20 protein-coding genes are annotated in these 22,223 nt (G+C 35.1%); 14 read left to right on the top strand and 6 right to left on the bottom strand.

What is annotated here, in order from left to right:
• Window positions 1-426: 426 nt before the first annotated feature.
• The 7 genes from glmS to H3U49_RS03080 all read left to right on the top strand — a co-directional run bounded on the left by glmS (window position 427) and on the right by H3U49_RS03080 (window position 8,146).
• On the top strand, window positions 427-2,238 hold the full coding sequence (gene glmS, locus H3U49_RS03110) for a glutamine--fructose-6-phosphate transaminase (isomerizing) (RefSeq protein WP_198179550.1): 1,812 nt from the start codon (window positions 427-429) through the stop codon (window positions 2,236-2,238).
• A 256-nt stretch (window positions 2,239-2,494) separates the two neighbouring features.
• Entirely contained in the window at window positions 2,495-3,310 is an 816-nt protein-coding gene (locus tag H3U49_RS03105; RefSeq protein WP_198179548.1) for a Cof-type HAD-IIB family hydrolase, read from the top strand.
• Window positions 3,311-3,334: 24 nt separating this feature from the next.
• Window positions 3,335-3,772 (top strand): CopY/TcrY family copper transport repressor, encoded by a 438-nt coding sequence (locus H3U49_RS03100; protein ID WP_198179545.1) that lies wholly within the window; start codon window positions 3,335-3,337, stop codon window positions 3,770-3,772.
• Window positions 3,773-3,808: 36 nt separating this feature from the next.
• The gene (locus H3U49_RS03095; RefSeq protein WP_198179543.1) at window positions 3,809-4,522 is read left to right on the top strand and encodes a hypothetical protein; all 714 of its coding nucleotides are present in this window, start codon (window positions 3,809-3,811) and stop codon (window positions 4,520-4,522) included.
• A 139-nt stretch (window positions 4,523-4,661) separates the two neighbouring features.
• On the top strand, window positions 4,662-6,185 hold the full coding sequence (locus H3U49_RS03090) for a glycosyltransferase (protein ID WP_198179541.1): 1,524 nt from the start codon (window positions 4,662-4,664) through the stop codon (window positions 6,183-6,185).
• Between the two features lie 133 nt (window positions 6,186-6,318).
• Window positions 6,319-7,716, top strand: coding sequence for a DHA2 family efflux MFS transporter permease subunit (locus H3U49_RS03085; RefSeq protein WP_198179539.1), 1,398 nt, complete (start codon window positions 6,319-6,321; stop codon window positions 7,714-7,716).
• A 4-nt stretch (window positions 7,717-7,720) separates the two neighbouring features.
• Window positions 7,721-8,146, top strand: a complete 426-nt coding sequence (locus H3U49_RS03080) for a MarR family winged helix-turn-helix transcriptional regulator (RefSeq protein WP_198179537.1) — start codon at window positions 7,721-7,723, stop codon at window positions 8,144-8,146.
• A gap of 53 nt (window positions 8,147-8,199) precedes the next feature.
• Here the strand turns inward: H3U49_RS03080 and H3U49_RS03075 are convergent, their stop codons facing one another.
• Window positions 8,200-9,345 (bottom strand): IMP dehydrogenase, encoded by a 1,146-nt coding sequence (locus H3U49_RS03075; RefSeq protein ID WP_198179535.1) that lies wholly within the window; start codon window positions 9,343-9,345, stop codon window positions 8,200-8,202.
• Window positions 9,346-9,645: 300 nt separating this feature from the next.
• On the opposite strand from H3U49_RS03075, the gene add reads away from it, so the two are divergent.
• The 7 genes from add to H3U49_RS03040 all read left to right on the top strand — a co-directional run bounded on the left by add (window position 9,646) and on the right by H3U49_RS03040 (window position 16,208).
• Window positions 9,646-10,671, top strand: coding sequence for an adenosine deaminase (gene add, locus H3U49_RS03070; protein WP_198179533.1), 1,026 nt, complete (start codon window positions 9,646-9,648; stop codon window positions 10,669-10,671).
• A gap of 242 nt (window positions 10,672-10,913) precedes the next feature.
• Window positions 10,914-11,897: an ATP-binding cassette domain-containing protein gene (locus H3U49_RS03065; RefSeq protein WP_198179531.1), complete on the top strand. Its 984-nt coding sequence runs from the start codon at window positions 10,914-10,916 to the stop codon at window positions 11,895-11,897.
• Window positions 11,894-12,691 (top strand): ABC-2 family transporter protein, encoded by a 798-nt coding sequence (locus tag H3U49_RS03060; RefSeq protein ID WP_232347597.1) that lies wholly within the window; start codon window positions 11,894-11,896, stop codon window positions 12,689-12,691. Before H3U49_RS03065 ends, H3U49_RS03060 begins: the two co-directional genes overlap by 4 nt.
• A 2-nt stretch (window positions 12,692-12,693) precedes the next feature.
• Window positions 12,694-13,476, top strand: a complete 783-nt coding sequence (locus H3U49_RS03055) for an ABC transporter permease (protein ID WP_198179529.1) — start codon at window positions 12,694-12,696, stop codon at window positions 13,474-13,476.
• A gap of 99 nt (window positions 13,477-13,575) precedes the next feature.
• A complete protein-coding gene (locus H3U49_RS03050) occupies window positions 13,576-13,779 on the top strand; it encodes a hypothetical protein (RefSeq protein ID WP_198179528.1) in 204 nt (67 codons plus the stop codon).
• A gap of 136 nt (window positions 13,780-13,915) precedes the next feature.
• On the top strand, window positions 13,916-14,287 hold the full coding sequence (locus tag H3U49_RS03045; protein WP_187154408.1) for a cupredoxin domain-containing protein: 372 nt from the start codon (window positions 13,916-13,918) through the stop codon (window positions 14,285-14,287).
• A 13-nt stretch (window positions 14,288-14,300) separates the two neighbouring features.
• On the top strand, window positions 14,301-16,208 hold the full coding sequence (locus H3U49_RS03040; protein ID WP_198179526.1) for a copper-translocating P-type ATPase: 1,908 nt from the start codon (window positions 14,301-14,303) through the stop codon (window positions 16,206-16,208).
• Window positions 16,209-16,260: 52 nt separating this feature from the next.
• Here the strand turns inward: H3U49_RS03040 and H3U49_RS03035 are convergent, their stop codons facing one another.
• The 5 genes from H3U49_RS03035 to H3U49_RS03015 form a co-directional block, all read right to left on the bottom strand.
• The gene (locus H3U49_RS03035) at window positions 16,261-16,980 is read right to left on the bottom strand and encodes an antibiotic transporter permease (protein WP_198179524.1); all 720 of its coding nucleotides are present in this window, start codon (window positions 16,978-16,980) and stop codon (window positions 16,261-16,263) included.
• Window positions 16,980-17,711, bottom strand: coding sequence for a multidrug ABC transporter permease (locus H3U49_RS03030; protein ID WP_198179522.1), 732 nt, complete (start codon window positions 17,709-17,711; stop codon window positions 16,980-16,982). Before H3U49_RS03030 ends, H3U49_RS03035 begins: the two co-directional genes overlap by 1 nt.
• A 2-nt stretch (window positions 17,712-17,713) precedes the next feature.
• Window positions 17,714-18,478, bottom strand: coding sequence for an ABC transporter ATP-binding protein (locus H3U49_RS03025; protein ID WP_198179520.1), 765 nt, complete (start codon window positions 18,476-18,478; stop codon window positions 17,714-17,716).
• Window positions 18,479-18,671: 193 nt separating this feature from the next.
• Entirely contained in the window at window positions 18,672-21,464 is a 2,793-nt protein-coding gene (locus H3U49_RS03020) for an FtsX-like permease family protein (RefSeq protein WP_198179518.1), read from the bottom strand.
• 12 nt (window positions 21,465-21,476) lie between these two features.
• Entirely contained in the window at window positions 21,477-22,178 is a 702-nt protein-coding gene (locus tag H3U49_RS03015; RefSeq protein WP_198179516.1) for an ABC transporter ATP-binding protein, read from the bottom strand.
• Between the last annotated feature and the right edge of the window lie 45 nt (window positions 22,179-22,223).

Below are 22,223 nucleotides of genomic sequence, written 5' to 3'. Positions count from 1 at the left end.
TGTCAATATTCCAGCTAATAAGCTAATAAACAATTTTTTGTTAATTTTCATTGTAATTACTCCTTTATCCTTAAATTCTAATAGCTATCTGGTTAATTGTCTATTAAGGCTAACAATTTCACCTAAAGCATCAAAAGTAGGAAGAAGACCGCTTTCTTTTGCATAATATTTAAATATTATTATTTTTTATAAGATAGATGATATTTATTCAAAATTATACCTATTTAACTGTTCTCAATTTGCAGCTTTTATCATTTATTTTTGCCTATTTTTTGTACTAGCGATAGTAGTTTCACATTATAGTATAGACCAATTATAAAAATAAAGCTTGACCAATTTTGCTAAAAAGGCTAATATTCCATACGTAAGTTGAATTAATTGATTAGCCCAAATAAAAAATATTTTACTAGACCAAAGGAGAAATATATGTGTGGAATTGTTGGCATTGTTGGAAAATCTGCTAGAGAAATTGTTTTAAATGGCTTGTCAAAGCTTGAATATCGCGGATATGATTCTGCAGGAATTTATCTCAATGATTTGGCAGGAAAAGAATATTTAACTAAAACTGCTGGCCGTATTGAGGACTTGAAGAACAAGATGAGCCCACAAGAACAGGGCATGGTTGGAATTGGCCACACTCGTTGGGCAACACATGGCAAGCCCACTGAAGCTAACGCTCATCCCCAATTTGATGAAACCGAACGCTTTTATTTGGTTCACAATGGTGTAATTGAAAACTACCAGGACATAAAAAAGCAATATCTCAAAGATGTTTCCTTTAAATCTGACACAGACACTGAAGTGATTGTTCAATTAATTAGCAAATTTGCTCGTGAAAAGAATGAAGATACTTTTACTGCTTTAAAACAGGCCCTACAAGTAATAAAGGGATCATATGCCCTTTTATTAATAGACAATCAAAATCCAGACCATATTTTTATTGCTAAAAATAAATCTCCTTTGATGTTGGGACTTGGTAACGGTTTTAATGTAATCGCATCTGACGCATTATCAGTATTGGATCAAACCAAAACTTTCGTTGATTTACGAGATGGTGAAGTCGGAGATATTACTAAAAACGATTATCAGCTTGAAACTATTACTGGTCAAAAAGTTGAGCATCAACCTTATGAGTTAAATATTGACGAAAATGCCGCTTCTAAAGGCACTTATGAATTTTACATGCTTAAAGAAATATGTGAGCAGCCAAGTGTTTTACGGCACTTAGATCAATATTATCTTGATCAAAATGGTGACCCAAAAGTAGATGCTAAAATTATTAATGCTTTATCAAAGGCAGATAGATTATATATCTTTGCTGCCGGTACAAGTTACCATGCGGGTTTAGTTGGTAAACAACTTTTTGAAAAGCTGACTAAGATTCCAACTGAAGTAGGTTTTGCTTCAGAAGCGGGCTATCATTTTCCAATGATGTCAAAACACCCATTCTTTATTTTCTTATCGCAATCAGGTGAAACGGCTGATTCACGCGTTGTCTTGCAACAGGCGATTAAACGGGGCATTCCCAGTCTGACTTTAACAAATGTGCCTAATTCGACTCTGGCGCGCGAAGCTAATTATGCTATGTCACTCGAAGCAGGTCCGGAGATTGCTGTAGCCTCAACTAAGGCTTATACTGCCCAGGTTGCCGTTCAAGCTATAGTTGCCAAGGCATTAGGAGAAAAATTAGGCATTAAAGATGCCGCAGCGTTTGACTTAAAAGAGAATTTTGCTTTAGCAGCGGAAGGAATAGAACAAGTAATTTCCAGCCAGGAAAAAATTGAGCAGCTCGCTCAAAAGGATATTATACCAAGTCGTAATGCCTTTTATATTGGCAGGGGGATTGATTATCCAGTTGCTTTAGAGGCGGCGTTAAAGCTTAAAGAAGTTTCTTATATCCAAACTGAAGGTTTTGCGGCAGCAGAACTAAAACACGGAACAATTTCATTGATTGAAAAAGGCACGCCAGTAATTGCATTGATTAATGATCCTGTCACAGCGGATTTGATGCGGGGTAATATTCAGGAAGTGATTGCTCGTGGAGCAACAGTTATTACTATTGCGCGTAAATCATTAGCTAAAGCTAGTGACGATATTGTTTTACCTGAAGTTAATTATTATCTGTCGCCACTTGTTAGTGTGGTAACAGCACAATTATTTGCTTATTTTGCAGCAAAAGATAAGGGGTTGGATGTGGACAAACCACGAAACTTAGCTAAAAGCGTAACGGTAGAATAATATTTTGATTTTTGGAAAAAGATATTGGCAGAAAAGAAGGGTTAAAAAATTACCTTCGAAAATTAAATTACATTATTAAATAATCCTTGACAAATAAAAGAGTAGGCAAACCACTCAAAATGATATGACCCTCAAATTTGATAGTTATATCAAATTGAGACTTGTCTACTTTTTTGGTATGGACAATGACCTACTTTTTTCCCGGACACTTTTGTATAATAAAGAAAATAGTGAAAAAGTGTAGGAGGATATTATTTTGGCAATAAAGTTGATTGCGGTTGACTTAGATGGCACTTTGTTGACAACTACAAAGCAGATTTTACCGGAAACTGAAAGAGTTCTTAAACAAGCAGATAGTCAGGGTATAAAAGTGGTTCTGGCTACAGGTCGACCATTGTCTGGTACAATTGAATTTAATAAACAGTTGGGTTTGCAAGGAAAAAGGCAATATGACATTGTTTTCAATGGCGCTGTGATCCAAGATTTAGCGGGCAATATCTTAATGAATGAAGAAATGAACTATCGCGATTTTACTAACATGAGGAAATTACAAAGATTAGCTCAGGTTAACCTTCATTTTGAAACCCCAGAATGCTATTGGACATGTGATCGTGATATAGGAGTTAACCTGGCACGAAATGCAACTTTTACTAATAATGTGCTTAAAGTACGTAAAGCTGAAGAAATAACACAAGATTTTGCTTTTAATAAAGTGGGTCTTAGCGTCCTTGATGATGAGCGAGAAGTTGATAAACTATGGAATAATATTCCTCAATGGGCTTTTGCAAAATATGATATTGTTCGCAGTTTTTCGTCAATTGTTGAAATCAACATTAAAGATGCTTCCAAGGGAAATGCTGTTTTACAGCTGGCTGACAGATTGAAAATTAAGCCAAGTCAAGTTATGGTGTTTGGCGATCAAGGCAATGATGTTTCAATGTTTACGAATCCCGACTTTATGAAAATAGCCATGGGTAACGCAATCGAAGAGATAAAAGATTATGCCGATTACGTAACAGAAGATAATGACCATGATGGAATTGCCAAAGCAATAAAAAAGTTTGTTCTGTAGTAAAATAAAGTTGAGTTGATTATTATGGTAGAAAAAAATAGAGAACATAATATTTCCGAAGCTGAGTGGGAAGTTATGAGAATAGTGTGGACTTTAGGAGAAATTCACACTGGTGAAGTGATTCAACAGCTTCAGGCAAAAAAGAACTGGTCTGAATCTACTATCAAAACTTTGATGGGACGTTTGGTCAAAAAGGGTCTGTTAAAAACCCGTAAAGATGGCCGCCGTTTTGTTTATTCAGCTACTGTTACTCAGATTGAAATGATGATTGAGGTCACAAAAGAAGTGATGAGCCATATGTGTGATATGCATAAAGGTCAGGTAATGATAGCTATTCTTAAAGATATGCCTCTTGCTCAGGGTGACATTGCTAAAATAGAAAAAGAACTTGCTTATAAAAAAGAAAGTGCTCCTGAAATGGTTAATTGTAACTGTTTAGCTTCGGGTCAACATGACTGCTAGATTAAATAGTTAATATTAATGTGGGAGGTTGATTTAATGAAAAAATTTGCTAGTATTCTATTCCGAGTGATTTTTACTGCAGTGGTTTGTATTTCTGGCTTTCTGTTACTGGAATCTCCAATAACTATTAATGTGCAAAATGTTCGTGGCATGGCACAGAAAGTAATTAAAAAAAGTGTAAATGATACTGGTGATTCAAGGCTAAAGGGTACCTTGAAACTGGCTAAGGATTTTGGTGTTGAAGACAAAATTTTAGAACAGTTACCCAAAAAATATCATAAGGATATGTCTTATGTTAGTCTATATAATCTCGGTGTTACTTATCAAGAAAATGGAGAAGTATCTGCTAAGAATTTGTCTTTCCCAGAAAATAATGAAGTACAAAAAGCTGTAAGCAACCTGCTGTTAAATAAGATTAACAATGGCTTGAATGAAAACAAAGATAAAGTTAACCAAACTATTAGTATTTTTCATTATTGCCTCTTTGCAACAATATTAGTTTTTATTCTAGCTGCTTTGTTGATGTTATTTGGTAAATATTGGGCTTCAATTATTTTATTGGTTGCGGCCATAGGATCATTTGGAGCACTACAGTTTTTAGCAAACCAATTAGTTCAATGGCTACAGAACAATGTTGTTAGTGGAATTTCATTAACTACCTCTCCGATTTTGTGGTCCGGGTTAGCCTTGGGGATAATTGCTGCAATTATCTGGCCTTTAATTTTAAAATTAACTAAAAAGCAGCAGTAATTAATTTATAATTCAACTAAAGTATTAGCCGAATATTGATCGGTTAATGCTTTTTTGCATTTAAATCCATTATTTATATTTAAAAAATATATGCTAAAATTGACTAAGATAGTTTGAATATAGGAATAAAGGACAATTTATGTATTACTTTTTAGATAATAGATTAGATGCGAATAGTTCGGGAATAGAGCACGCAGAAGTCAAAAGATTAATGCTTTTCAAACGCAATCACGTTAAGGCAAAAATAGTGACATCAGAATATAATCGGTTTGCTCATCGTAATTTACCTTTGTATAACATGACAGATGATGATTATGTCAATAAGTTCGACTTTTTTGCCGGCACAGTAAAATTTACTAGTCGTATTGTAACTATAAAAGATTTGCCGATTCCGAGTGGTAATAATGTGAAACAAATTGACAATGGTTATGAAGTCTTTGAAGGTCAACGTAAAACAATGACCGTTAATATGTTGCCTAATGGCAGCATTGATACAATAAAATATTTTAATGCTGATGTCCACTGTATTAAGCAGGAATTTTACGATACACGTGGATTTAAGAGTATGACCCAAATTTATGATACAGTTGACGGTCATTTGATTTATGAATTGTTCTTTCGTCCGAACAATACCATTTACTATGAAATTTCATATGAAAGAAAACCAAATGTCTATCCTGCTACTAACATTCAAATGACCGATATTCATGGCATTGTCCATTCACTAATGAATAATGGTCAGGCCTTTACTATTATGCTCGATGAATTGAATGAGCAAGATGGGGATGAAAGATCAACATTTATTTCGGATCGTAGCAATATTACTAATGTACCAATGATTAATATGAAGACGCCTGCCAGAAAAATTGAGCATTTTCACAGTATTCATTTTAGAGATTACTGGGATCCTACTTCACCTCTTACCTACAACTCAATTTCTAATAATGAGCTACTTAGTAAAACCGATTTAGTAATTACTCCTACAAAACAACAAGCAGATGACATGCGTAAAAGGCTGAGGACGCAAGTACCAATCGTTGCTATTCCTGTTGGAATAGTGCCAGATGAGCAGCTACATGCTGAACATATACCAATGAGTGAGCGCACAAAAGGTAAAATAATAGTAGTGGCTAGAATATTTTATGAAAAACGGATTGATGATGCCATCAAAGCTTTCAATCAGGCTTATCAAAATAACGACTCGTTGACTTTAGACATTTATGGTTACGGAAATGGCGCTGATAATTTCAAGGAAGAAAAAAAGTTAAAAAAATTAGTGCAGGACCTGGGTTTGGAAGATGTAGTCCATTTTATGGGTTATGCGAAAGATATGAATTATATTTATGATGATGCGCAGCTTGCTGTTGTTACTTCCCGGTATGAGGGCTTTAACCTTTCTGTACTTGAAGCTCAATCTCACGGTGTTCCAGTAGCTTCATATAATTTTAATTATGGAGTAGAGGATTTAATCGCTGACGGAAAGAGTGGCTTTATCGTACCAAGTGGTCATATAGATGATTTAGCTGCCAAAATTACTGAGTTTTTTGCTAGTCCTAAAATACGCAGGAAACTGAACGATGGTGCATATGAAAATGCCAAGCGTTTTTCAAGCGAAAGCGTTTGGCGTTATTGGCAAAAATATGTGATTGACACAGATAAATAAGTATTTTAAAAAATTGCTCACCTTGAAGTTTAAGGTGGGTTTTTCTTTGCTTTAAATTTATTGCATTTCAAAAAAATGTGAGTTACTATGGTTAATTAGTTAGCTTGCTAACTAAATTTTAGGAGGAATTTGAATGCAAAGAAAATTAGATGCAAAATTAATTTGTTCAATTTTCGCAGCCGGATTAATGTCTTTTTCAGGTGTGCTAATTGAAACAGCAGGAAACGTTACTTTTCCCGTTTTAATGAATGATTTTCATGTTAATATGGCTACCGTACAGTGGATGACAACTGGTTATTTGTTAGTTGCTTCTATTATTATGCCATTATCTGCATATTTAAAAAGAAATTTTAGTTCAAGAAAACTTTTTGTGACAGCCGCTACCTTATTTATTTGTGGTTTAGTAATTGATGCAGTAGCAAATCAATTTATTTTTCTGGTACTTGGTCGTGTCATCCAAGGAGCAGGTGCAGGAATAGCTATTCCATTAATGTTTAATATTATTTTGGAACGGACGCCATTAGATAAAATTGGACTGCTTATGGGAATAGGAACAATGATTACGGCGGTTGCTCCAGCTTTAGGTCCAACATTTGGCGGATTAGTCGTCAATACTTTAGGTTGGCGCTACATATTTATTTTTATCATTCCTGTGATGATTATTTCTCTACTAATGGGTATAGCTTCAATTAATGATGAATCCAAAAAAATTGCACATACTCAACTCGATACAGCAGGATTTCTGAGTATTGCTTTAACATTCATAGGTTTTATTTTTGCTTTTAGCAATTTGTCTACCATATTACAAAAACCATTAATGTTCATTTTGCCTCTGGCAGTTGGTGTTATTTGTTTAATTATTTTTATCAAGCATTCATTAAATACCGCTACTCCGTTAATTAATATTAGAGTTTTTAAAAACACTAAATTTACTCAAGGCATAACAGCTTATTTTATTTTTCAAGTTAATACTTTAGGATTGTCGTTTATCTTGCCTAATTATGTTCAAATTGTTAATCATTCTACAGCAATGACTGCAGGTCTTCTGCTTTTAACCGGTGGACTTGTTGGAGCGGTGCTCTCACCAATTAGTGGCAGATTGCTCGACAATTACGGTCCCAGAAAGCCAATTATGACGGGTGCTTTTTTTGAAATAATAGGCGGCATTCTTTATTGTTTATTTGCTTCCTCACTATCATCTGGCAAAATTATTCTGTTCTATGCTATTACAATGATGGGTATAGGTCTGGTAATGGGTGACACGATGACTGCTTCCATTGGTCAACTAGATGAAAAAGAAAATACAGATGGCAATGGGCTGTTCAATATGGCACAGCAATTTGCTGGAGCTGTCGGCACGGCAATTATTTCAGCTATTATGCAATTTGTAGAACAGATGAGTAGTCAAAGCTCTACTACTGGAAAATACATTGAGGCTGCTCAGGTAGGTTTTATTTTTATTCTAATTATTGTTCTTGTTGGTGTATACTTACTTTACCAAGCAACAAAACCAATGAAGGCAAAGGAATAGATTAATGAACAGATTAGGATTAGCCTTACAGCGTGTACAAAATACATTTAATCGTAATGCTGATTACTACGCCAGAAAAATTGGCTTAACTGGAACACAGATGTTGATCATTGAATATTTGGCTTCATTTGCCCAAAACAAGTCAATTTATCAGAAGGATATTGAGCATGAATTTAACATTAGGAAGTCTACTGCTACTAATGTATTACGCTTAATGGAAGAAAAAAACTTAATTACCAAAAAAGTTGATCAATATGATACACGATTAAAGGCAATAATTCTAACTGAGAAAGCTGTCAAGCTAAGACCAAAAATAACTAATTATTTTGTCAATTCTGAGAATAGTTATGCCAAAATTTTAGGAGCTGATACGAAGAAAGAATTGGTAAAAAATCTACAGAAGCTGAATGAAGCCATATCTGAAAAATAGATCAAAAAAATAGTTATTGCTTTCACGCAATAACTATTTTTTAATTTAAATTTTTATCTTTCGTAATTAGGTGCTTTTTTTGTAATTTGGACATCATGTGGATGAGATTCCCTTAAACCAGCATTGGTAATCTTCACAAATTGAGCATTCTCACGTAGTTCATCAATAGTGGCTGCACCCACATAACCCATACCTGAACGCAAACCACCAATAATTTGGAAAATAATATCAGAAACATCACCTTTGAATTCTACGCGTGCTTCAACACCTTCAGGAACTAATTTATTAGCTTCATTGACACCACCTTGGAAATATCTATCAGAGGATCCATGGGCTTGAGCCATTGCTCCGACAGATCCCATACCCCGATAGGTCTTATATTTTTGACCATCGCTTTCAAATATTTCTCCCGGTGCTTCAGTGGTACCTGACAACATGCTCCCAAGCATGACAGCATTGCCACCCGCTGCGAGGGCCTTAACAACATCACCTGAATACTTTATTCCACCATCTGCAATTATTGGTTTGTGGTATTCTCTTGCAGCAGTAGCAGCATCATAAATTGCTGTAATTTGTGGTACGCCAACACCAGCTACTACGCGGGTTGTGCAGATAGACCCAGGGCCAATACCCACTTTTACGATATCCACACCAGCATCAAAAAGTGCTCTGGTAGCATCGCCTGTAGCAACATTACCGGCAATTAACGTAATATTAGGAAAATGATCACGAATCTCTTTAATTTTGCGTAAAACACCAGCTGAGTGACCATGGGCAGTATCAATGACAATTGCATCTGCACCTTTTTCAATAAGTGCTTCAGCCCGCTCAAAAGTATCACTGGTCACGCCAATCGCTGCAGCGACGAGCAGATGATTGTCATCATCGACAGCTGCTTTAGTAATGTTAGATGGAACAACAACATTTTTGACGTTTGCAACTTCGCCAGCTTGGGCAGTGATGGACATATTTTTATGGATCACTCCTAAACCACCTTGCAGAGCGATTGCTATTGCCATTGCGCCTTCAGTTACGGTATCCATTCCGGCACTAATAATAGGAATATTGAGTTTCAGATTAGGCGCTAATTGAGTATGAAGATCCACTTCATTTGGCAATACATGGCTTTCCGCTGGAATCAATAACACATCGTCAAACGTTAAGCCCTCTTTAACAAATTTTGTTGTCCAATTTGACATTTAATGCACTCTCCTTTTCAAAAATATTAAAGTTAAATTGATTACACTTTACTAGTGATTTTAACCTTGGTCAAGATAAAATTATAGATCGTATTGTTAAAATTATAGTATTACTAGCGAAGTATTTCAATGTAAAAATCGAACAAAATCACAATATTAATAGATATTGTAAGTTATAAATAAAAATGTTATGATTTTTAATATTGATTTATAGCTATATAAAAGCTTAAATGATAAAGAGGGTAATTAGACTTCACTTAAAATGTTCGTATTTAAAATTATTTTGTTAAGGAGAAAAAGATGATCCAAAAATTATCTCGTAAGTTTGTTGACGGATTGCCTAAGGCTGAACTGCATGTTCATATAGAAGGAACACTAGAAGCCGAAATGGAATTTGCCATCGCTAAGAGAAACCAGATTGATATCGGTGCTAAGACTCCAGCGGATATTGACAGGAATTATGGAGTAGGATTGCCGGAATTTCTAAAGGCATACTATAGAGGGATGCAGGTCTTGCGGACAAAACAAGATTTCTATGATTTAACTGCAGCTTTTTTGCGCAAAGAAGCTGACAGCAATGTCAAACATCTTGAATTATTTTTTGATCCTCAAGCACACACTAGTCGCGGCATCCCTTTTGCTACAGTAATTGAAGGCATTCATGAAGCGATTGTTGATGCAGCATCATTAGACATTGATGTAAGGTTAATAATGTGCTTTTTAAGAGAGTATTCACAAGAATCAGCAATGCAAACTTTAAAAGAAGCTGAACCATATCATAAAAAAGGCTGGATATTAGGTGTTGGTCTTGATTCAGATGAGCATCATAACCCACCGTTGAAGTTTATGCTGGTTTTTGCTAAGGCCCGAGCTCAAGGTTACTATTTAACAATGCATTGTGATCTACACCAAGTTGATTCAGTTGATCATATCAAACAAGCTTTAGAAATTATTACGGTGGATCGTTTGGATCATGGCTTAAATATAGTTGAAAATGCGGATTTAATGGCATTTTTAATAGACCAAAAAATTGGTATTACAGCATGTCCCATGGCTTATTTTTACACCCGCAAAGTTATGGAACAAGAGGCCATTAATAAGCTTTTTAATAGCGGCGCACTGATTAGTTTTAATTCCGATGATCCGGCTTATAAGGGTAGTAATTATATTAATGATGTTTACTATAAATTTGCCCAAAAGTGCGATTGGAGTGAAAAAGAACTGATTCGAATAGCACAAAATTCATTTAAAACATCTTGGATCAGTCAGCAAGAAAAAGAAAGCTATCTTGCCCAAATAGATGAATATATCTCAAGTAAAAGGTGATATTTTCTAGATAGAAAATATATTTTGTGCCAAAAATTAAATTATATTTAAAAACTGTTAAAAATGTGGTAAAATTTATCTAATTGTTGCTGATTTAAAAACTATAAGTAATAAGGTTAAACCAATGACAGTTTCTAAATGTATGATGATAGGTGTTCAAAACTTAAAGCAATTTTGTAAAAAGGATTGTCCTTTTAAAAATTGCTTTTTTGTGCTGGCTAGATAACTAAATGAGGTCAAAAATGAACGAAAATGCAATTGAAGTTCATAATCTTTCTAAGGATTATTTTATTAGCAGCAGGGGTGAAAACTGGCGTGCAGTTGTTAAAAATATTTTTAAGCCTGAAAAGACGGCAGTGCAAGCAGTCAAATCGCTCAATTTTACTATCAAGAATGGTGAAAAAGTTGGCTTTATTGGCAAAAATGGGGCAGGTAAGACCACGACCATTAAGATGCTGACTGGTACCTTGTTTCCATCAGCCGGAACTTGCAGGGTAAATGGCTATGATCCTACAAAAAGGATAAATGATTTCAAGAAATCAATTTCAGTCGTTATGGGAAATAGATCGCAACTTTTTCCTGATTTAACCCCTAGAGATTATTTAAAATTATTGCAGTCAATGTACGATATACCGGAAGAAATTTTTCAAAAAACGGTCAATGATCTGGCTCAGATATTAAATGTAACTTCAAAATTAGATGTACAAACCCGCAAATTATCACTGGGAGAACGAATGAAAGTAGAATTTCTGGCTGGCGTAGCAACTAGACCAAAAATACTCTTTTTAGATGAACCGACTATTGGCTTAGACGTTTTGGCAAAAAGGGATATACGCAAGTTTTTGTTAAGGCTGAATCAGGAAGAAAAATTGACTGTCTTTCTTACCTCTCATGACATGGAAGATATTGCTACTATCTGTGATCACCTGATTATTGTAAATTGCGGTCAGATAATGTGGGATGGACCAAAAACAGATTTATTAGAGAGGTTTAATCAAAATAAATATATTACTTTTATTAAATCGGAGAACTTCAACGAAAGTAAACTGGGCGCCAAGATTATTGATCAGGATGATTTGACTGTGACAATTAAAGTTCCTGTAGAAAAGGTAGATGATCAGGTTGTTCAGCTGGCAGGGGATAATCAAGGCTCCGACTATCAAATAAATGACCTGAAGCTTGAAGACATTATCTTAGAGCTATTTGCTGAGGAGAAAGAAAAATGATAAAAACCTATTTTTCAGTAAGCAAGATCTCATTGAAGTCTATATTAGCCAATAAGAGCAGCGTCATAATTTTGCTTTTGCAGGCACTGGTACCAAGTTTAGTGATGTTTTATTTATGGTCTTTAATATTGAATCATGGTCAAACGATTGGTGGTTTTAGCAAAAATCAAATGGTAATTTATTATATTGGGGTTAATTTTATTAATTCTTTTGTATGGTATGCAGTTGACTGGGAATTAAATGATGATATCCATTCAGGAGAATTGTCTAATATCATCCATAGACCAATAACAATTGAAAAATACTATTTTGCTAAAATGCTGGGCGACAGACTGGCAAATTTGATTTTGCTTGCTCCAATTTTAATTATTGGATTTGTCTATATAGTTGCGTGTAATTTAATTCATATTTCTTTACTTGTACTGCTTGAATTTGCATTTAGTTTAATTATGGCAGCCATATTATGGTTTCTTTTTTCTTACATTATTGGATGTGTAGCATACTGGTTTGACAATCTTTTCTTTGTTTTACTGGTAAAAGAAGTTGTAGTCAATCTGCTGGCAGGTTTTTACTTTCCCTTGGAAATTTTGCCGCCTTTTTTGGTAAAAGTAATTAAACTACTGCCATTTCAATATTTCAGCTCTTTTCCAATTGATACGCTTGTTAAAGCATTACCATTAAATATATGGCTTAAAAACACAATCATTGAAATTGTATGGATGATAGTTTTTTATTTAATAGTAAAAATAGTTAATAAAGAAGGGCTTCAGAGATACTCTGATGTAATGGGTTGATTATGAAAAGTAAACTTAAAGTAGTCAAATCGTTAATTAAAATTGCCTTATTGCAAACCATTAGTTTCAGATTAGACACATTGTTTGGTATAATCTCTTCTATATTGTGGTTAGGCATTCCGATCGCTTTTTTTAAGGTAATTTATTTAAATGTTGATACTATTGGTGGTTGGACCTACAAAGAATGTTTATTGCTAGTTGGCGTTTATACTATGCTTGACGGCTTCTTAATGGCTTTCTTGGTCAAATCGATGCCTAAAATGGAAAAAGACATTAGAGAAGGAACCTTAGATTCAATTTTATTAAAACCAATTAACGCTAAGGTATATTACTTTTTTAGTGCAATTGAATTTACACAATTAATTAATTCGGTGCTGGGACTATTTGTAATTATTTATGCATGTCAGGGTATAAGTATTAATATAGGCCAGGTGTTGTTATTTTTGCTTTCTTGCGTTTTTGGCTGCATTTTATACTATTCTCTTTGGTATTTATGGACAATTTCGGCATTTTGGTTTCCCACAAATTTTGGCAGAAATGATTTATTTTTAAGTATGATACAAATGAGTCGCTACCCTGCAAGTATTTATCGGGGACTGGGTAATATTATTTTTAATTTCATCCTGCCTTTTGGACTAATTGCTTGTCCTGCAACAGTTATTTTAATAAAACCACGGCAATGGCAAATAACGTTATTGCAACTCTTGATAGCTTCACTATTCCTTTTCTTAGACCATTGGGTATGGAATTTAGGCTTGAAGAAATATAATGGAGCAGGTAGATAAAAAGAATTAAGATTTTGAATTAAATACTTGCATAGCATTAGAGGTTTTTCTAAAATAATCCTGTTAGTTTTTATTTAGAATATAGAAATGGGATAGACTTTGAAAGACGAACTTCTTACAATTAGTTTAGATGATACAGTAGTAAAAGCAGCTAAGGCTAACCTGGAAAATTATGGACTTTCTGTGGCAAAGTATCTGCAGTTAATGCTCTTTTTGGCCGCTAATAATAAGGCCGAACTTAAGCAAATAATGGTGGAAAAAAATGATCTGACTCATTGGTTAAAGCGATTAGATGCAGATTAATGAGGTAAAACTTACTGAAAAAAATCAGTAAGTTTTTTTTGAGCATTTATGTTTACATTTGTAGATACATAATTTATACTTAATTTAGTTTACAAATGTAGACATTAATAATAAGCTTCATCGGGGAGGAATTATCATGAATAAAATTATTATCCTAGCTTTGGGTCTTGCACTAATAGCTTTTATTGCATGGTGGTTCTTTGGTAGCCATCAAGTAGAAGAGGAGAAAGCCACTATGAAGTCAAACAAACAGAGTGTTGATATTGAAGTTAAAGGTGGTTATTCACCAGAAAGAGTCGTTCTTAAAAGGGGAGTACCAGCTACTTTAAACTTTAAGAGAACAGACTCCTCCAATTGTTTAGATCATGTTGTATTTTCAGATTTTGGCATAAATCAGAAATTACCTGAAGGCAAAGTAGAAACGGTTAAAATTGATACTTCAAAACCAGGTGAATATCAATGGGAATGCAGTATGAACATGTTTCATGGTAAGGTAATTGTCAAATAGCTAAGGAAAAATAATGAAAATTACAACACGTTTTTGGACGTCGCTAATATTATCACTGCCAATGCTTCTGGAAATGATTATTCATCCTTTTACTGGATGGATGTTGCCAGGTGGCGAATGGACCATGCTTATTTTTACAACAATAATTATGTTGATTTCAGCAGGTCCATTTATTACTAGTGCCTGGTCTGCCTTTAAAAAGCACCATTCAAATATGGATACTCTCGTTGCTTTAGGAACATCGATAACTTATATTTACAGTATTTATGCGATGTTTACTAAAAGGCCTGTTTTCTTTGAAAGTGCTGCTTTTGTTATTACTTTCGTCTTATTAGGGCAGGTTTTAGAAGAAAAAATGCGGGCAACTGCTTCTGACGCTATGGGGAAATTGCTTAATTTGGGCGCAAAAAATGCCTTAGTAAAGCGCGATGATCAATTTGTCAGTATTCCTATCACTGAAGTTGTGAAGGGCGACTACATACAAGTAATGCCTGGGCAAAAAGTACCAGTTGATGGCAAAATTGTTTCTGGCAATTCAAGCATTGATGAATCTATGGTAACTGGCGAAAGCATGCCAGTTAAAAAAGTGACAGGCGATCAGGTAATAGGAGCTACAATCAATCAAACGGGATCATTTGTAATGCAAGCCCAAAAAGTTGGTAATGAAACGATGCTGGCGCAAATTATTGAGATTGTTAAAAAGGCACAGAACAGTCATGCACCGATTCAAAAATTAACTGATAAGGTTGCAAATATTTTTGTTCCAACAGTTTTGATTATTGCAATTGTAACATTTTTAGTTTGGTATATTTTCCTAGGTAAAAGTATAGCAACTGCATTAGTTTTTGCCGTTGCGGTTATGGTTATTGCCTGTCCTTGTGCTTTAGGGCTGGCAACACCAACTGCATTAATGGTTGGAACTGGTCGTGGTGCCAAAATGGGAATCCTAATTAAAAATGGAGAAATTTTAGAGGCTGCAAACAGCATTGATACTATAGTTTTTGATAAAACGGGAACGATTACCAAAGGTCAACCACAAGTAACAGATATTGTTGGAGATAAAGAAAATGTCCTACAATATGCTGCCAGTTTAGAAAAATTGTCTGAACATCCTCTTGCTCCAGCTATATTAGCTGCGGCTAAGAAGGCAAAGTTGCAGTTAAAAACGGTAGAAAATTTTACTGTAATTGAGGGATGGGGTGTCACTGGTAAAATTTCTGGTACAAATTTTGCGGTCGGCAGTCCCAAAAAACAAAAAGAAATTAAAATTGCTCCAGAATTAGAAGAGCAAATAGTGGCATTGCAAAATGAGGCAAAAACAGTAGTGTCTGTTGTTCAAGATAATCAAGTGCTGGGTCTAATTGCAATTCAGGATGCTCCTAAAGTGAATGCCAAAAATGCGATATACGACTTACATCGTTTAGGCTTGAAAACTGTCATGTTAACTGGAGATAATCAACAAGTAGCCGACGCTATTGCAGAACAGGTGGATATCGATCAGGTAATTGCTGAGGTTTTGCCGGTTGATAAAGCAGATGTTATTAAAAAATTGCAGGGGAAGCACCATGTCGCCTTTGTTGGTGATGGGATCAACGATGCACCAGCTCTAACCCAGGCAGATGTTGGAATTGCCATGGGTTCGGGTACGGATGTTGCCATCGATGCGGGTGGTATCGTGCTTATCAAAAATGACCTAGAAGATGTTGTTCGCGCTTTGAAACTTAGTCGCAAGACTTTTAATAGGATAAAGCTAAATCTGTTTTGGGCTTTCATTTATAATGTACTGGGCATTCCAGTTGCCGCTGGTGTTTTTGCAGGTGTGGGTCTCACACTTAGTCCAGAAATAGCAGGATTAGCAATGGCCTTTAGTTCATTATCGGTTGTAATCAGTTCAGTTTTGTTAGGAAAAACAAAAATATAGATATAAAAATAGCAGTCGCAAATCTTGCGACTGCTATTTTACTGTGTAAGCTTTAATAATGGTGTTTACCTTTAGCCAGAACTGGCTTGATTTGGCTAATATAAGCTAAAATTCCAATAATGAGCCAAATAAATGTAATTAATGCACTGTACATCAAATTGGCGCTACCAGTTTTGATGTAAGTAACAGGTTCTGCAAAAGGAAATAGTAAAGCAATTTCTTTTAACCATTCAGGATAAGCTGAAATTACAACTAGGACTCCTGATACTAATTCGGCTAAACTGCTAAAAATATTCTCCAAAAAGTAAGGATCATTCATTTGCCATGAGATGGCCCAAGATACAAAACCTAAAACGCAGCCATAAATACATAAAAGCGGTAGCATGAGCAAAGCTCGTTCAATAATGACTATGGGAGAGCCGGCTAAGTACAATAAAAATAGGTTAATTAATGCTAAAGTGCAACCTATAATAATGGCAACAATGCATTTAGAAAGCCAATACATGATACTAAAAGGTCTTTTGGCAATTAATTCAAAGTCAATTTTTAAATCTGCATCATTAATCACGGCAGAACAAAATGTTTCAAGAGCAAGTACCGCAGCATCTATTGCAATTGAACTGATCGCAACATCCCAGTTAAATTGATTAGAATACTGCATATTGATTAATACTAACAGGGCCAGATTTATCATTGGTGTGATAAAGAAATAAGTTAGTTTGGTACGCCAATTATTGAGAAAAGAAAGGCCAGAGAATTGTGTAGCAAACATTAGATAATTTTCAGAGCTCCTTTCTTTCTGACAAGGTCGTTAATTTTTCTCACAATAATCACAATTAACAAAAGCCAAAAAAGTAAACTGCAAAAATAAGCAGTCCAGTTGAGCCTTTTATTATGGGACAAAGAAGCAATTGGTCCAGTTATAGGAATAAACCACTGAGAAAACTTGGTTAAGGGATTCAAAATTGTCTCATTGCCAAATAATCCTGCTAATAACAAAATAGGAGTGCCAATTAAGCCCTCATAAACCATTGCATTAGGTGAAAGAGTAAGAAATGAAGAAATTAAAATTCCCATTACTGAGCATCCGATCCACAGTAGTAAAATTAGCAAAATCTGGTACAGAAAAATTTTACCAGTAGCTACTCCTAAAATTTTGGCAAGAATATAAGCAATAGGAAATGAAAATAAACCATAGCTCGAAGCAGGTAAAAGTAAAGTAATTAAAGAAGCACGCTCGTCATATTGACTGTTTAGCAAATATGGCAGCGTTCCTTTGTATCGTTCAAAACCGATACAACCGGCAACGGTTGTACACGAGGTCCACATGCCAAAAATACCACTTTGCAGCCACAATTGTGGATTATTCAAATCGTGAGAAGCATAGGCCATAATATATTGCATCAAAAAAATGGAAACAGTACTAGTGATTGTTAACCAGACAAAGTACTGATCGGAAAGATAATCTTTTACATGAAAGAGGAAAAGACGAATAAAACGCATATCTAATTCCTCCTTAGTTTAGGTGCTATTGCCAAATAAGCTTCTTCCAAATTTTTAGGTTTTTGGTTAATTTCTTTTTCAGCCAAACCCAAAACAGCAGAAACGGTGCCAGTGAAAAAAACTTTTCCTGCACCTAGAATAACTACATTTTTAGCTAGCTTTTCAACTTCTGACATTGTGTGACTGGTTAATAAAATACTAATGCCGGAATCTGCTAATTTTTTAATAGTCTTCTGAACGCTTTGCGCTATTTCAACATCTAAACCACTAGTAGGTTCATCTAAAAGTAATAAACTTGGACTATTTAACAAGGAACGGGCGATATGCAGTCTTTGCGTCATTCCTTTAGAAAATTTCCCTACCTTTTTATTTGCGACATTATCCAGCTCAACAATAGACAGAACTCGCTGTATTTCTTTTTTTTGCTTACGAAAGGGTACTTTGGCCAGATCTGCAAAAAATTGTAAATTTTGCTTTGCTGTGGCGTTACGGTAAAACCCTAGATCTCCACCAAAAGAAACGCCTATGTTGGGTCTTTTACGAGCAGTAGTAATATCCTGTCCGTTTAAAATTACCTGACCAGAAGTAGGGAGCAAATAGCCACCTATAATTGAGACTGTGGTAGTTTTCCCTGCACCATTAGGTCCCAATAGAGCTAATATTTCTCCTTGATCAATTGTAAAAGAAACATCATCTAGAGCTTGAAACTTTTGGTTTTTATCTTTGTATGTTTCTATTAAATGTTTAACTTGTAAAATATTATTCAATTTTATCTCCAAAATTAATTTATTGAAACTTCATCAATTAAAAAGGAAGGATGATCAAGTTCTTTATCCACGTTAATTTGAAGATCTTGTCGAGAACATTAAATCTAATGAGTAAAGTATAACATATTTTTATTTAGTTTTTAATTTTTGCAGAAATAAATAGAACTGTTCTTGTGAGAGCAGTTCTACTTATTTAATCAACTGATTTTAAAGCTTCAAGCATATCAAGGTCTTTTAATTTTTTGTTAACAATAAATCCTAGAACTATTGTAATGATACCGATAACTCCTAATGGCCACAAAAAACTTGAGACAGATAATGCCGGATTAAACATGACATTGTCAGGTGGCACCACATAAAGAATATAGCGGTAAAGTAAATCTCCTGTGAGGTAGCCAACTAAAATGCCAATACCTGTTAAAAGAATAGTTTCGCGATAAATATACATCGTAACTTCATTATCGTAGAAACCTAAAACTTTGATGGTTGAGAGTTCGCGAATTCTTTCGGCAATATTGATGTTGGTCAAATTATATTGAATTACAATTGCTAAAAGTCCGGCAACTACAATCAAAACGACCATGATCAAGTTCAGAGATTTTACTACCACATCCAGCTCTTGGCTAATTGCAGTGTTTTGCACCACTCCTGCTACACCATTAAGAGCCATAAATTCTGCAGCGATTTTTCTCGTGTTTTTGCGAGTAGAATTTTTTAAGTTAACAAGGTATGCATTTGACGTGAAGCGTTTGTTAAAAATTTTCTGATATTGCGTTTTGTTCATGAAGACAAAATGTCCCATGTACATTTCAGTGATGCCAGCTACCTTCATTTTCCTAGATTGATTATTCTTATCCGTTAAAGATATATAGTCACCTTTGTTCACTTTGAGCAATGTTGACAATCGTTCTGAAATAATAACCCCGTTGTTTGATAAGTGCAACGTCTGCTTGGTTTTACGATTATTTAAATGAACATAGTTCTTCAGTACCTTGCTAGAAGAAGGAGCAATTAAGGTAATATCTTGTGTATCGCCAGTTTTACCAGCAGTTTTAGACATTGACTCATAGTAAATTGGTGTTTCTGACTTAATACTGTCTTCTTTTAATTTGCTATTTAAAGCTTTGTGCTGATGGTTTGAAATACCAGGCTTCTGGGCGACGATCATGTTGTAGTGAATAAGATCGTTGAATTGCCGGTTATTCATATTAGTAATCGAATTTTTTACAGCAAAACCGGCAAAGAGCATAGTAGCGGCACCACAAACACCAAAAATAGTCATCAGCATGCGCTTTTTATAACGAAAAATATTACGGGCAGTAACTTTATGAGTAAAGCTGAGATGGTTCCAAATAAAAGGAATCCTTTCCAGCAAGATTTTAGAGCCTGCTGCAGGAGGCTTAGGCAATAGTAATGCGGCCGGTTTTTCTCTAAACTCATTTTTAGCAGTTAAGTAAGCAGGCAAAACGGAACTGATCCAAGACAAGAATAAAGCGATCAAACTGATTTGCCAATGAAAGTGTAATTCAATGGGTGGGATAGTCAGTGACTTGTAATAAGCATGGTAAACAATTTGTGGCATCAAAGTGTGTCCCAAATAAACGCCCAAAATAGTGCCGATTGTACCTGAAATAAAGCCATAAGCGATGAATTTATTAATAATGATTTGATCATTATAGCCTAAGGCTTTCATTGTACCGGAATTGATTCTTTCTTCATCAATGAAGCGGTTCATTGTAGTAAAGGTAACTAGAGCCGCAACGAAGTATAGAAAAATAGGGAATACTTTAGCTAAATCTTCCACTACTTGCGCAACTGTTGTGTAAACTAAATTACCTTCACCGCCTGGTACCTCGCGCCGATTGTATACGCTATAGCTCGGCAGAGCCAATTTCCGCAATTGTTTTTTAGCTTTGCTGATTTTTTCTTTACCACTTTTAATTTTTTTATTGGCTCTCGCAGATTTACGGGCAAAGATCTTTTTTTCTTGTTTTAATTTTTGCTCACCTGCAGCAATTTCTTGCTGAGCCTGCTCTAGTTGCAATCTTGCTGCTTGAGGTAAATTAGCTCCTGCAGCTTCAGTCTGTGATATTTGCGCATTTAATTTACTTTTTTGGAGGGTTAGTTGTTTTTCTGCGGAACTAATTTGCTCACTTGCAGTCTCTAATTTCTGCTCTGCTTGTTGAATTTTCTTTTCTTGAGGGGCAATTTTTTTGTTAGCAGCAGATAATATTCTTTTTTGCCTTTGACGTGCGGTGTTTTTTAACTTATCTTGTAAAACTTTTTTATGGTGCTTAACTTTACTAGTGTAGACTTTGCCATAAGAGTCAAGGCCACGCAAGTCTTTGTATCTTAGGTTAGCCACTGTATAAACCGTATGATTAAAGGCATTAGGGCTGACTACTGCATAACCTTTAAGTTCTCCAGTACCACTGTTGCTTTGCCCTAAGTTTACATTTGATAAAATTTGACTGGACCGAACGAAACCTGTAATTTTGAAGCTTTTTCGTTTTAGCAGAGTGCTTCCTAAAATATTCTTCTTCTCTGTAAAACTGATATTTTGGCCAATTTTATATTTATGTGAATAATGGTCTGCCAAAGCAATTTCATTTGTTTTTACCGGCAAACGACCTTTACGCAATTCATATTTGCCCACTGATTTTGGCTTTGAAAAAATGCGAAAACTTTCCCGGCTGTTTTTAATAACCGTATCTGTCATGTAGCCAAATTCAACGGCCTGCAAGCCTTTAGTTTTCTTGATTTTTTGCGTATCTTTGTGGTCTAAACCATAATTACAGATAACGGTCAGGTCAGCTGTATTTAGTTTTTGCGCATAGTGATTGCCGGTATCACGCATGTCAGGTCCTGTCACCATTAAACCAACTAAGGCAAATGCACCAATCATCATTAATCCCATGATAGAAATAAATTGTCCCTTAGTATGTTCAATTGATCGCCAAAAATCTTTCAGAATAACTTTATTCATGATTAGCCTTTTCTACCATTTAACGCTGGCAACATCTGCTGGCTGTGTATTTTCTTCAATTTGCGTAACCTTGCCGTCATGGAAGTGAATCACACGGTTTGCAAGGGGAGCTAAAGCACTGTTATGAGTAACTATGACTACTGTAGTGCCATTGTCACGACTCATATTGATAATGGTTTGCAAAACACTTTTTCCAGTTTGATAATCAAGTGCGCCTGTCGGTTCATCACAAAGTAAAATTTTAGGGTTTTTGGCGATTGCCCGAGCAATTGCCACTCTTTGTTGTTCACCCCCTGAAAGTTCTGCAGGAAAATTATTAATGCGGTTTTTAAGACCAACATCTATTAAAGTTTTGACCGGATCAAGTGCATCTGGAACTATTTCTGATGCCAACTCTACGTTTTCTCTTGCGGTTAAATTTTGAATTAAGTTGTAAAACTGGAATACAAAGCCAATGTCAGTGCGGCGATAGCTGGTTAATTGTCTTTTATTGTATTTGGCAATATTGTTACCGTCGATAATGACATCACCAGAGCTGTTGGTGTCCATTCCGCCTAAAATATTTAGAATAGTGGACTTACCAGCACCGGATGCACCCAAAATAATAGCCAATTCACCTTTTTCCACGGTAAAACTGACATCATTATTGGCTAATATTTCAGTATCTCCAGTTTGATAGCGTTTGTAGTTGTGTCTTACGTCAATATAACTCATGAAAATCTGTCCTTAGTGATTTTAAAATAACTGATATAAACTTAT

This window comes from Lactobacillus sp. W8174, from assembly GCF_016100975.1.
Classification (GTDB): domain Bacteria; phylum Bacillota; class Bacilli; order Lactobacillales; family Lactobacillaceae; genus Lactobacillus; species Lactobacillus juensis.
Note: the sequence above shows the minus strand (reverse complement) of the source record. Positions and strands in the feature narration are given on the sequence as shown.